This window comes from Sphingobacterium micropteri (genome assembly GCF_014692515.1).
GTDB classification, from domain to species: Bacteria; Bacteroidota; Bacteroidia; order Sphingobacteriales; family Sphingobacteriaceae; genus Sphingobacterium; species Sphingobacterium micropteri.
In genome coordinates this window covers 109,719-123,059 of the sequence record NZ_JACOIK010000003.1, presented here as the reverse complement: position 1 = coordinate 123,059, position 13,341 = coordinate 109,719, and the positions used below count along the sequence as shown (strand labels likewise).

The 13,341-nt window shown below is 39.4% G+C and carries 8 protein-coding genes; 4 read left to right on the top strand and 4 right to left on the bottom strand.

Annotation, left to right across the window (positions count from 1 at the left end):
• Positions 1 to 3: 3 nt before the first annotated feature.
• Together H8B06_RS04735 and H8B06_RS04730 are read right to left on the bottom strand one after the other, a co-directional pair.
• On the bottom strand, positions 4 to 1,299 hold the full coding sequence (locus H8B06_RS04735) for an IPT/TIG domain-containing protein (protein WP_190993161.1): 1,296 nt from the start codon (positions 1,297 to 1,299) through the stop codon (positions 4 to 6).
• 195 nt (positions 1,300 to 1,494) lie between these two features.
• Positions 1,495 to 5,421: a hybrid sensor histidine kinase/response regulator gene (locus tag H8B06_RS04730; RefSeq protein WP_223857478.1), complete on the bottom strand. Its 3,927-nt coding sequence runs from the start codon at positions 5,419 to 5,421 to the stop codon at positions 1,495 to 1,497.
• Positions 5,422 to 5,580: 159 nt separating this feature from the next.
• Between H8B06_RS04730 and lysS the strand changes: the two genes are divergently transcribed.
• Positions 5,581 to 7,287 (top strand): lysine--tRNA ligase, encoded by a 1,707-nt coding sequence (lysS, locus tag H8B06_RS04725; protein WP_190993159.1) that lies wholly within the window; start codon positions 5,581 to 5,583, stop codon positions 7,285 to 7,287.
• Between the two features lie 79 nt (positions 7,288 to 7,366).
• Here lysS and kdsA read toward each other — a convergent pair whose 3' ends face one another.
• Together kdsA and recQ are read right to left on the bottom strand one after the other, a co-directional pair.
• Positions 7,367 to 8,182, bottom strand: coding sequence for a 3-deoxy-8-phosphooctulonate synthase (kdsA, locus tag H8B06_RS04720; RefSeq protein WP_190993158.1), 816 nt, complete (start codon positions 8,180 to 8,182; stop codon positions 7,367 to 7,369).
• An 11-nt stretch (positions 8,183 to 8,193) separates the two neighbouring features.
• On the bottom strand, positions 8,194 to 10,383 hold the full coding sequence (gene recQ / locus H8B06_RS04715) for a DNA helicase RecQ (RefSeq protein WP_190993157.1): 2,190 nt from the start codon (positions 10,381 to 10,383) through the stop codon (positions 8,194 to 8,196).
• A 99-nt stretch (positions 10,384 to 10,482) separates the two neighbouring features.
• On the opposite strand from recQ, the gene H8B06_RS04710 reads away from it, so the two are divergent.
• From H8B06_RS04710 to H8B06_RS04700, 3 genes are all read left to right on the top strand, one after another.
• Positions 10,483 to 11,445, top strand: a complete 963-nt coding sequence (locus H8B06_RS04710) for a KpsF/GutQ family sugar-phosphate isomerase (RefSeq protein ID WP_394370017.1) — start codon at positions 10,483 to 10,485, stop codon at positions 11,443 to 11,445.
• A 113-nt stretch (positions 11,446 to 11,558) separates the two neighbouring features.
• A complete protein-coding gene (locus tag H8B06_RS04705) occupies positions 11,559 to 11,936 on the top strand; it encodes a DUF1573 domain-containing protein (protein ID WP_130139783.1) in 378 nt (125 codons plus the stop codon).
• 99 nt (positions 11,937 to 12,035) lie between these two features.
• Positions 12,036 to 13,238: a pyridoxal phosphate-dependent aminotransferase gene (locus tag H8B06_RS04700; protein ID WP_190993155.1), complete on the top strand. Its 1,203-nt coding sequence runs from the start codon at positions 12,036 to 12,038 to the stop codon at positions 13,236 to 13,238.
• Positions 13,239 to 13,341 lie beyond the last annotated feature (103 nt).

Sequence of the window (13,341 nt, the reverse complement as noted above, 5' to 3'; positions counted from 1 at the left end):
AATTTATTCGTCTTTTATCACTCTAATCCTTGAATTTACCAGATCGGCCACATATATATTCCCGTTTTTATCCATCGCGATGCCTTCTGGTTCATTGAATTTAGCACTGCCTCCTTGTCCATCCGCAAACCCTTGATTTCCTGGCCCCCCATCCCCTACATATTTCAATACATCACCTGAGGGAGACACCGTGCGTATCCAATGATTAAACTTTTCCGCAAGATATAGTGTACCCTGTGGGTCTACTATAACTTGTGCAGGCTGATCAAAACTTGCATTTGTACCATTGCCATCAGATTGGCCCCAAGAGCCGGTACCGACAAATCGCTGGAAATTGCCTACAATTTCATTTGTGAATGGGCTATATGCTGCGCGAAGTATGCCAATAAAGGGATATTTAGCGACGACATACATTGATGTTCCATCGGGCGAAAAGGCAAAATTTGCATAGAAATCACCATTGATGCCGGCAACCGTCGCTAGATCATACAATAATTCTGCACGATTAGTAGACTTATTCCATTTGTACAGCTTTCTTGGCCAACAATAGAAAATAAGTGTACCATCAAGCGGATGTACTCCAGCGAAATTAACATGGTTTGATGGAGCCGACATCACGTAATTCTGCTGGATGCTAAAATCAGTGTCTCTGGTAAGGATGGCGACCGAAACATTATTCGCATTGCCCGCATTATCATTACCAATGAATAGGGTATCACATGTTATCGACATCGTAATACTTCTTGGGTTATTAATTGATCCGGAAAGGGAAGCAACAGTTTTCACCATTCCATCTTTAATCCGTCTAACACGTCGTCCTTCTTCCAAAACAAATAATGCATCATCTTTTTTATCATACGCCAACCAATAAGGTCTGTTGAAACTGGCCTGCCGAAGTGCTCCATCAACACTGACCGCGGTACCACTACCACTATAGGTGGATACGTTACGGGTAAACTGAAATGTAAACTGACTAGACAAATCAAACTCCTTTTCGCGAATGGATACTTTGACAGCCCCACTTCCAGCCGCAGTGGGAATAACAGCGTATATCCGTGTTGGAACTACACTGACAACCTGTGCCTGCAAGCTGTTAACCCATACTTTCACATCGGTTATTTCATTTCCAAAGTTCTCTCCTTGTATAACAATCTCTGTTCCGGCGCGCCCAGCTTCCGGAGTATAGCTGGTAACTACCGGATCTTTTACGAGTTCAACTTTGGTGTCTTGACGACATCCGGCAAGGTAAACCGAGACCAGCAACGCGAACAAGCCAATCCGGTTTACAAAAATCTTCATTCGAGAATTTTCCATTAGATTTAAATTAAAGTTTATAATAGTACCTGGTGTGCAATTGATACTAATCAATGTATCAATTGCATTGGCAAATGTAGTGTGCTAAGACTTTTCTTGTTAGAAAAAAAGTCTCAATAAATGGAAGATTCGTATCATTCTTGCATAAGAAAAATACATAAAACACTCATTAACAGAAAATTAATTATAATCCTTAGGTAATACTCCAAATTGCTCACAAAAGCACTTGGCAAAATAGGATGGCGAGTTAAAACCGACGATATAGCAAATCTCTCCGATGGGGTATTTATTCTCTTTTATCAAATGTGCGGCCATTTTCAATCGTTCTAACCGAATATATTCGTTGGGTTTCATATCCAGCAGACCTTTGATCTTTCTATAAAAACTAGCTCTGCTCATATTCAACGCTTCCGCTATTTCCTCTATAGTAAGGTCAGCGTTACTTATATTTCGATGAATTTCGTCTCGTAATGTATTCAAAAAAACAATATCCGCTTCATTATTTACCATGGTATTGGAGACCGTCAACGGATTCTTCATAAATGCTTCACGAAGCTTCTCTCTGTTATTAATTAAATTAGCTATAATCGCTAAAAGATAATCTGGTGAAAATGGCTTTTCCACATATGCATCGGCCCCAACATCAATTCCCTCTATTTTTGACTGTAAGGCGGTCTTTGCCGTTAGCAATACTACCGGAGTATGACTATAATTAATATCTGATTTAATAAGTCGACACAATTCAACACCACTCATTCCGGGCATCATGACATCGCTAATAACCAAGGTCACAAAACTTGTCTTTAATAACGCCAAAGCCTCTTCTCCGTTCGACGCAACCTGTATTTTATATTTTTCGGGTAATACCTTTTTGATAAAACGCTGCATCTCTAAGCTGTCTTCCACAATCAATATGGTGTGGGACTTGGCAGAGGTGTCTATATTGGTTTCGCTAAATTCATGTACTTCGTCTTTTATTTCTATCGCATTAGATTGATGATATATCGGAATAACTAAAGAGAATATATTTTTATTTGTCGTGGTCAACAACAGCAATTTCCCATTATGCAATTCCGCTAAAGTCCGCGCCAAATACATACCTATGCCTGTGCCGGGTACATTCGTTTGGCTCCATTCATGAAGTCGTATAAAAGGTTTAAATATTTCTTCATGTTGTTCATCTGGTATCACCATACCATCGCTTTCTACATGAATTTCAAAGAGGTCTTCCTGTTTATCGATTTGTAAGCGCACGTGAATATATCGATCTGCATATTTGATAGCATTACTAAAAAGATTAGATATGATTTTAACAAATGCCTCCTTATCTATAAACGCCGAGAATGTATCCTCCTCCACATTCAAGATAAACTCGCGGTCATATTCTCTAATTAAGGGAGAAAAACTTTGGTGTATTTCTTTTAGAATAACTGGTATATCATATGCTGATAATCTTAATAAGAATCCTTCTCGTTCGGATTTCCGAAAATCCAGCAATTGATTCGTTAAGTCCAGCAATCGATCGGCATTATTTTTCATAATATGCAGATCTTCCAACACATCAGGATCTTCGATACTATTTTTTACGATGATATGTTCCAAGGGCCCTTTTATAAGCGTAAGTGGCGTCCGTATCTCGTGCGTTATATTGGTAAAAAAGCTAATTTTAGCATCGTGCAATTCACGTTCTTTATCCTGTTCCAGTTTCTGCATAAACCATTTTTGCTTGAGCTGCTGGCGATTCCTGAAAAACTTAAAAAAGAATAGGATTATACCAACAAGAAGCGCCAAATAAATCGTATATGCCCAAGATGTTAAGTAAAAGGGAGGTAAAATCTCAATATAAAGCACTTTTTCTACCGGATTCCACAACTTATCATTGTTTGAACCACGTACCTTAAAAAAATATTTACCACTACTTAGGTTCGAATAGCTAATCAAAGAGGACTCGGTTACATTTTGCCATTCTTCTCCAATTCCTTCCAATTTATACTGTATGGCATTCACTTTGGGCGCTTGGTAACTCAGTGCCGCAATCCGAAGGGAAAAGTGATTCTGATCATGCCGAAGCGTTATCGAATCTGAATATAAAATACTCTGTTGTAGAGGAGATTTTTCGTTGGCGACATTAACAGCCTTTCCAAACAAGAAAAAATCGGTAATGTATACAGGAGGGATATACGTGTTTTCGCTAAAAGTATTGGGGTTAAAGGATATAAGACCACTGATACATCCAAATAGAATATTTCCTTCTGCGGTTTTATAACTGGATTTGTAATTGAATTGATCACTCAAGAGTCCGCTGGCTACAGTATACGTTTTGGTAGTTCCATCCTCTGGCTGAAACCGAATTAAGCCATTATTAGTCGTTAACCAAAAGAAGCCCTGATCGTCTTCTATTATCTGGTAGACGACGCCATAATTCAGGTTAGTCTGGTCTTGATACTGGACGAAAGTTTTGGTAGCATCATCGTACTTACAAAAACCTTTTCCTTGTGTAGTAACCCATATTTGCCTTTTACTATCTTCGAAGATGCTCAAAATTTTATTATAGGGAAGACCACCTTTTTTTTCGGATTGTTGAAAATGTTCCCATTTCCTACTTATATGATCACGTCGATAGAGTCCATTACTATATGTTGCCACCCATATATTCCCATAAAAGTCTTCTTTTATATCATACACCAGATTCTGTTGCAATTCTGGTATCTTTTCAAATGTCCCTCTCTTTTTATCATATCTCATCAGGTTCAAAGATGTCCCGAGATAAATATCTCCATCAGAAACTTTACATATAGAGAACACATAATTGTCCGCAATCGTACCAGGATTGTCCTCAACGGTAAACGATTTTACTTGCCCTGTGGCTGTATTGATAACACGCACACCTTTTGAAAATGTTCCAACCCAGAGTTCATCACCATCCATGCACAGCCCATGTATGTTAGAAAAACTAGCACTCGCATTAAAATGTTTGAATTCTTTGGTCTGTGTATTAAAACGAAAAAGTCCGGCATCCTCTGTTCCAATCCAGAGATCCTGTCCATTACCTTTGCAAATCTCCCGCACACGCTGGCCCTGTAGGGTCTTACTATCATTGGTAGGGTAATATTTCTCAAAATAGGTTGTCTGTTTAGGATAGTAATTTACACCACCGAAATAAGAACCTATCCACATTCCTCCTTCTCTATCCTTGTATAAGGAGTATATCGCATTATCTGATAAGGAAAAGGGATCCGATGGTGTATACTGTAATTGTCGAGAGGTTTTATTTGATAGATTATAGATATAAACACCTGTTTCTGTTCCGACCCACAATTCGTCCTCTGAATAAGGTTGCAAGCAGCGCACAAAAATAGGATCGTAAGCACGTAGTGAAAGCGGTAATCTGCGCATTGTCTGCGCCTTTAGGTCTAATTCGATGAGACCATTTTTTTCCGACCCCATGAAAACAAAACCTGATTTCTCCAAATAAAGTGTCGTAATTGATTCGTCCTTAAATGGTTCTGTACCGTCTTTCCATCGATAAGGTTCCACCGTTTTGAAATTATCATCTGTATAATATAAACCTTTGTAAAAGGTAATCCAGATTCGACCGCTTCTATCAAGTTGAAACTCCCGTACGGAACCCAATGTAGAAAATGGATAGTTATGAAGTTTCTTTTGTTGTTCCTCATATACGAAGAGACCAAGCCCATCTACCGCAAACAGCGTAGAACCATTTATACCCCGACCAATTTTGTTTATAGTCTTATCCATTATCCGCCCATTTTGTGCTGGAATCGAAAAATGATCAAAATATTCTTCATTGGGATGGTAGACATAAACACCTAAATCAGTACCAACCCAAATCGAATGATTCTGTCCCTCATATAGGGTCGTTATGAAACCATGTTTCAGCCCGTTGTTACTGTCTTTATGGTCTCTATAAGTTTTAAAAGATATTCCATCATATCGATTCAGACCGTCTTTTGTTCCAAACCACATAAATCCACTCTCATCTTGGATAATAGCATTTACGGTATTTTGAGAGAGGCCATTATTGATATTCAGGTTATGAAAATAATAAGAAGGCTGAATTTGGGATTCAGCTATAGAGACATTCATCCCTAATATAAAACAGCACAAACAAAATTTATACAGAAGTCGCATTTAAGATTGACAATTATAACGCATTAGTTATGTCGCTAATGTACAAATTATCTAACCTCTTTTCCACTTTTTTTCCTATTTTTGCGTTCTCATTTAGCACTTTGAATCATCAACATGAGCACTGTATTATCAGAACAGGAACAACAGCGTAGACTAAACCTTCAAGCCCTTATCGACTTAGGTGTTAACCCTTATCCAGCGGATGAGTTTAAAGTAAATGTCTCTGCTGCAGATATTCTGGAAAATTACGAAAGAGATAAATTAAATTATAAAAACATCCGTTTTGCCGGACGAATGATGAGCCGCCGTATTATGGGGAGCGCATCGTTTATGGAATTGCAGGATGCTACGGGACGTATTCAGGCTTACGTAAAACGGGACGACATATGTCTAGGTGAAGACAAAACCTTATATAATACCGTTTTTAAGAAGCTATTGGATATCGGTGATATCGTCGGCATTGACGGATATGTTTTCACGACCCAAACTGGCGAAATCTCCATCCATGTCGAAAAGCTCACCATATTGACGAAATCATTGCGTCCTTTACCTATTGTGAAAGAAGCAGATGGTAAAACGTATGATGCATTTACCGATCCGGAGCAACGCTACCGCATGCGTTATGTCGACTTAATCGTTAATCCACAAAACCGGGAAATATTCGTCAAACGAACTAAATTATTTAATGCCATGCGGACGTTCTTCAACGATGCAGGCTACATGGAGGTGGAGACACCTGTTCTTCAATCCATCCCGGGAGGTGCCGCAGCACGCCCATTTATGACGCATCACAATGCATTAGATATTCCACTATATTTACGTATTGCAAACGAACTTTATTTAAAGCGGCTTATTGTAGGCGGTTACGACGGGGTATATGAGTTTTCGAAAAACTTTCGTAATGAGGGAATGGATCGTACGCACAATCCGGAATTTACCGCGATGGAGATATACGTAGCGTACAAGGACTACAACTGGATGATGAGCTTTACGGAACGCTTACTCGAACATTGTGCGCTTGCTGTCAATGGAACAACCAAAGCTACTTTCGGAAATCACGAAATCGATTTCAAAGCGCCCTACAAACGCATAACCATGGCAGATGCCATCAAAGAATTCACAGGCTTTGATATCTTAGGAAAAACAGAAGAAGAAATTCGTGAAGCTGCAAAAAACATGGGTGTCGCGGTTGATGATACGATGGGAAAAGGTAAACTGATTGATGAAATTTTCGGAGAGAAATGCGAAGGTAATTATATTCAGCCTACATTTATTACAGATTACCCTATCGAAATGTCGCCGTTAACCAAAAAACACCGGAACAATCCGGAATTGACGGAACGTTTCGAACTCATGGTATGTGGAAAAGAAATTGCCAATGCTTATTCGGAATTAAACGACCCCATAGATCAACGTGAACGTTTTGAAGAACAACTTCGTCTTTCTGAAAAAGGAGACGATGAAGCGATGTTCATCGATCAAGATTTCTTACGCGCGTTGGAATATGGTATGCCGCCTACTTCGGGACTTGGCATTGGTATGGATCGTTTGATTATGTTCCTAACCAATAACGCTTCTATTCAGGAAGTACTCTTTTTCCCACAGATGCGCCCGGAGAAAAAAGAAGCCATTATAGAATTGACGGAGGATGAAAAGCTATTATTGGCACAACTTACGGAAGAACGCAATATCTTGGCAGACGTGAAGCAGGCAACCGGATTGAGTGGAAAAAAATGGGATACAGCGACAAAAAGTTTACGCCAAAAGAACCTGATTAACATTGTTGTCGAAGGCGACCATAAGTTTATTATAAAAAATTAATTTATAATTTGTTAGAGCGTTGAGGTATTAGAAAGTTGGACCTTTCTAATACCTCAACGCTCTAATTTTTTTCTACACTTCACAAAACCGCTTCGCGGATCCGAACTAATTTCTCGAGCAAGCCTTCCAGCAAATCCAAGTGTAGCATATTTGCTCCATCCGATTTCGCATTTGCTGGATCGGGATGTGTCTCTATAAATAATCCGTCTGCCCCTACAGCAATGGCTGCTTTAGCGATCGTTTCAATAAGCTCCGGTTTTCCACCGGTAACACCCGATGTTTGATTAGGTTGTTGTAGCGAATGTGTACAATCCATCACCGTCGGCACACCAAAAGCACGCATTTCTGGCAATCCGCGAAAATCCACAATCAAATCTTGATATCCAAATGTATTTCCCCTATCGGTCAGAAACACCTTTTCGTTGCCGGCATCTTTTACTTTATCGACAGCAAATTTCATCGACGCTGCAGATAAAAACTGTCCTTTTTTAATATTAATGACCTTACCAGTATCTGCTGCGGCAACCAGCAATTCCGTTTGTCTGCATAAAAATGCCGGTATCTGTAGCACGTCAACATAAGCTGCAGCAATAGCCGCCTCTTGGCTCTCATGTATATCTGTTACTGTCGGAACGCCAAATGTTTGCCCGACCTTTTCCAGTATTTTTAACGCTTTCTCGTCTCCTATTCCTGTAAAAGAATCTGAACGTGAACGATTGGCTTTTCGATAAGATCCTTTGAAGATGTATGGAATCTGATATTTATCCGTAATCTGCACAATCCGTTCTGCAATACGCAAAGCTATGTCCTCTCCCTCAATAGCACAAGGCCCCGCCATTAGAAAAAAACAGGTAGACTCCCCGTGTTTAATGGTAGGTAAATATTGTTGAATCATATATTTGGTTATTAATTTCCTAATTCAGACATGAATTTAATCCGCATTAATTGGATATCTTCATACGTATAATCATCTTCACCAAGTTCTTTTAACGCCTCCTGGATAGAATCGACCTCGGCCGTACGGAAGTAATCATATACTTCTTCTTGACGATCACTATCAATCATTTCATCCACAAAATATCCAAGATTAAGCTTTGTGCCAGAGTTGACAATAGACTCCACTTCTTTAAGCAAATCTTCATAACTGATTCCCTTAGCGGAGGCTATGTCTTCTAAACCAATCTTTCGATCTATATTTTGTATAATGGAAACTTTTAATGCCGATTTATTTGCTGTGCTCTTAATGACAAGATCCAACGGCCGGTCGATATCGTTGTCATCCACATATTGCTTAATCAACTCGACAAATGGTTTTCCAAACTTAAGGGCTTTGCCTGCCCCCACACCATGCATTTGCTTTAGCTCATCCAAACTAACCGGATAGTGTGTACACATTTCGTCCAGTGATGGGTCTTGAAATATCACAAAGGGTGGCAGGGATTTCTGCTTTGCTATTTTCTTCCTTAGATCTTTCAACATTTTCAGCAATTCCGTGTCCAATGTTCCAGATCCTTGTACCAGTTCCTCCGTACCATCCTCATCCGCCTTTTCCATTATTCTATTTAGAATAAATTTAATGCTATAAGGATTAGCTAAATATCTCTGACCATGCTCAGTAAGCGTAAGCAAACCATAATGATCAATATCCTTCTTCAGGAAATTGTTTAATTCGGCTTGTCGAATCAATGATTTCCAGTAATTTACACCTAAACTTTTACCTTTTCCGAACAAAGGATGTAGATCATGCTTATAAGAAGATACCGGTTGATTATTTTGTCCAATCATCACATTAATGATATGATGATCATCAAACTTCTCTCCTTCTTTCTCTATAAAACGCAGTATTTCCAGTAAATTTTCCTCGGCATCAAAATAGGTTTTCGATGTACGACAGTTGTCGCACATGTTATTGCAACCTGTTTCATCAAACTGTTCACCAAAATAATGTAAAATCTGTTTTCGACGACATACGGACGATTCTGAATAATCTATAACTTCTTTTAATATTTGCGTACCGATCTCTCGTTCGGAAACAGGCTTGTCTTTCATGAATTTGGTGAGCTTCTCTATATCCTTTTCAGAATAGAATGCTAAACAAATACCTTCGCCCCCATCACGCCCAGCACGGCCGGTTTCCTGATAATATCCTTCCATTGATTTGGGGATATCATGATGAATGACATATCGAACATCCGGTTTGTCTATCCCCATCCCAAACGCTATAGTTGCTACAATAACTTCGACATCTTCCATCAGAAACTTGTCTTGTGTATCTGCTCTGGTTTTCGCATCCAACCCCGCATGATATGGTAATGCCTTTATTCCATTGATATTAAGAACTTCCGCGACCTCTTCCACTTTTTTGCGGCTGAGACAGTATATAATGCCCGTTTTTCCAGCATTGTTCCGAATAAACTTCACAATTTCTTTTACAACATTCTTTTTAGGTCTGACCTCGTAATATAAGTTTGACCGATTAAAAGAAGATTTAAACAGCGTCGCGTTATTCATCTGTAAATTTTTGCGAATATCCGATTGCACCTTCGGTGTAGCGGTTGCTGTTAAAGCGATGATAGGAATATTTTCCCCGAGAGCATTAATAACTTGTCTTATCTTGCGGTATTCTGGACGAAAATCGTGTCCCCATTCTGATATACAATGGGCTTCGTCTACAGCCACGAAAGAAACCTTAATCTGCCGTAAAAAAAGTGCATTTTCTTCTTTTGCCAACGATTCTGGTGCTACATAGAGCAACTTCGTTTTACCCTCTGTTACATCCTTTTTAACTTTTGTAATCTCTCCCTTATTAAGTGAGGAGTTTAAAAAATGTGCAATGCTATCATTCCCACCGAACGCCCTTAGTTGATCTACTTGATTCTTCATAAGTGCAATAAGCGGCGAGATGACAATGGCCGTACCCTCGCTCATCAGCGCCGGCAATTGATAACAGATGGATTTCCCTCCCCCCGTAGGCATAATAACAAACGTATCTTTTTTATTCAATATATTCGTTATTATGGCTTCTTGATCCCCCTTAAAGGTATCAAAGCCGAAAAACTCCTGCAAATTGTCAAATAGTGATTTTTCTATTTCCATTGACCTCAAGACAAAAATTAGATGGATCCGTGGCTCATTTGAGCGCTAAATAACCTACTTTTGTAGTTAATTAAAATAAAATTAACTATTTTTTCTGTGATACACAACATCGATATCAAAAAGACTGCAATAGACACATTAGAACTAGAGGCCGCGGCAATTCATAACCTTGCACAATTCATTGATGACGATTTCATTAAGGTTGTTAATCAAATATTAGATCTACAGGGTAGAATTATTGTAACAGGCATTGGTAAGAGTGCTATCATTGCACAAAAAATAGTAGCCACCTTTAATTCTACCGGTACACCTGCCATTTTCATGCACGCAGCTGACGCCATTCATGGCGACCTAGGTATCATCCAGAAACATGATCTTATTATTGCCCTCTCTAAAAGTGGAAATACGCCTGAAATTAAAGTATTAGTACCATTTTTGAAGCAGACGGGCAATACGCTAGTTGCTATGGCAGGTAATATGGATTCTTTTTTAGCACACCACGCAAATTTTATTTTGAACACTTCTGTTGAACGAGAAGCTTGTCCGAATAACTTGGCTCCTACGACAAGCACAACAGCACAACTAGCCATGGGAGATGCCTTAGCCGTTTGCCTACAAACATGCCGCCAGTTTTCAGACCGCGATTTTGCTAAATATCACCCTGGAGGTGCTCTCGGAAAACAGTTATATTTAAAAGTCAGCGACCTGTCTGACCATAATGGCAAACCCGAAGTTTCTCCGTCGGCAAGCGTACGGGAAGTACTCATTACGATTACGAAGTATCGTTTAGGCGCGACTGCTGTCATTGATGCAGACAAGGTTGTAGGCATCATCACCGATGGCGACATCCGTAGAATGCTCGAAAAATATGAAGATCTAGCACATTTAACGGCAAATGACATGATGACACGACACCCAAAAGCAATAAAAAGAGAAGCACTAGCAGCAGATGCCCTCCATAGTATGCGACAACACAATATATCGCAACTGCTGGTTATTCAAGAGAACCATTACGCCGGTATTATCCATATACAGGATCTGTTGAAAGAGGGCATTATTTAGTTATTTCTGTAATATTTTTGTTTATTTCTAAGAAATAAGCCTATATACTTTGTGCTATTTGTAACTTTGGCGTATCTTTTGATAATTATCATGGAGGTTAAAGTATTAGTAAGATGAAGAAAAGAACATTAGGAATATTGGCAACGTTTATAGCTATCATTGGTTTTATGTCGATGACTACCGCTATTGGTGAATTCAAATTTGAAAATGAAACCCATGATTTTGGAACTATTCCCCAAAATAAGCCAGCATCATATAATTTTAAGTTTTCGAATACGGGTGACGCCCCGATTATTATCAACGAAGTAAAACCTTCTTGTGGGTGCTCTGTGGCTGAATTCACGAAGACTCCAGTTAAACCTGGAGAGGGGGGTACCGTAACGGTAACCTATAATGCGGCAGCCACAGGACCTTTCACGAAGCAATTCACCATTAAGTCCAACACAAAGACGCCTATAAAAACATTAACAATTAAAGGAAATGTAGAATAACTCTTCTTCCCTCTGGAGAGAAGATTATAGATTAAGCAAAGCCGTCAATTGACGGCTTTTTTTATTAGTTTTGCAGTATACTTAAAAACGTACAAGGTAATGCCAGAAATATCAAAAAGGGGCTTGGATATGCCCGCTTCTCCCATTAGAAAGCTTACGCCTTTTGCAGAACAAGCCAAAAAAGAAGGGAAGAAAGTATATCATTTAAATATAGGACAGCCCGATATCGAAACGCCAGAAGTCATGATAAATGCTTTAAAAGACATCGATTTCACGATATGGGCGTACACCGCATCAGAAGGTATTGCTTCGTATCGGGAGAAATTGGCGACGTATTACAACAAATTGGGTTACAACATCTCGCCGACAGATATTTTGGTAACCAACGGTGGATCAGAGGCCCTTACTATAGCGATGCAAAGCTGCCTTAGTTCCGGCGATGAAATTATCATTCCCGAACCATTTTACGCAAATTATAATGGATTTGCCTGTGCAGCAGACGCTATAGTAAAACCGATCCTATCTTATATAGAAACGGGCTTTGCTTTACCACCGATTGCGGAATTTGAAAAACTAATTACCAATAAGACGCGTGCAATTGCAATCTGTAACCCCAATAATCCTACAGGTTATCTCTACTCACGCGAAGAATTAGAATCTCTGAAAGCATTGTGTCTAAAATATGATCTGTATCTATTTGCAGACGAAGCTTATCGCGAGTTTTGCTATGATGGAAATACATTTATTTCACCCATGCACTTGGCAGGTCTTGAACAACATGTGGTCATTATCGACACCGTGTCCAAACGGTACTCGGCATGCGGTGCGCGCATAGGCTGCTTAATCACCAAAAACAAAGAATTGTATCAGACGGCTCTTAAATTTGCTCAAACACGTTTAAGTCCGTCTTTGGAAGGACAGATTGCTGCTGAAGCAGCAGTAGATACACCGGACAGCTATTTCGAAGCTGTATCTAAAGAATATACAGCCCGTCGCAACACCCTTGTTGAGGGGTTAAACAAGATAGAAGGTGTCTTTTGTCCGGTTCCCGGAGGAGCATTTTATGTAGTAGCTCAACTTCCTATTGATAATGCAGATAGGTTTTGTCAATGGATATTAGAAGAATTTTCGTACAACAACGAAACGGTCATGATGGCTCCGGCGACCGGATTTTACAGCACACCAAATGTCGGAACTGACCAAGTACGTTTGGCCTATGTACTTAAACAGGAAGATTTACGCCATGCGTTGGCCTGTCTCGAAAAAGCCTTAGCAGCATATCCAGGTCGTGTAGTGCTTTAATGAGAATCTTGCTCTTTTCTAAAGTTTAAATCTTTGGAAAAGAGCAAGGTAAACTTCATATTGACTTACGAAGATAACGGAAAGTATTTCGCGATTAAAGGAA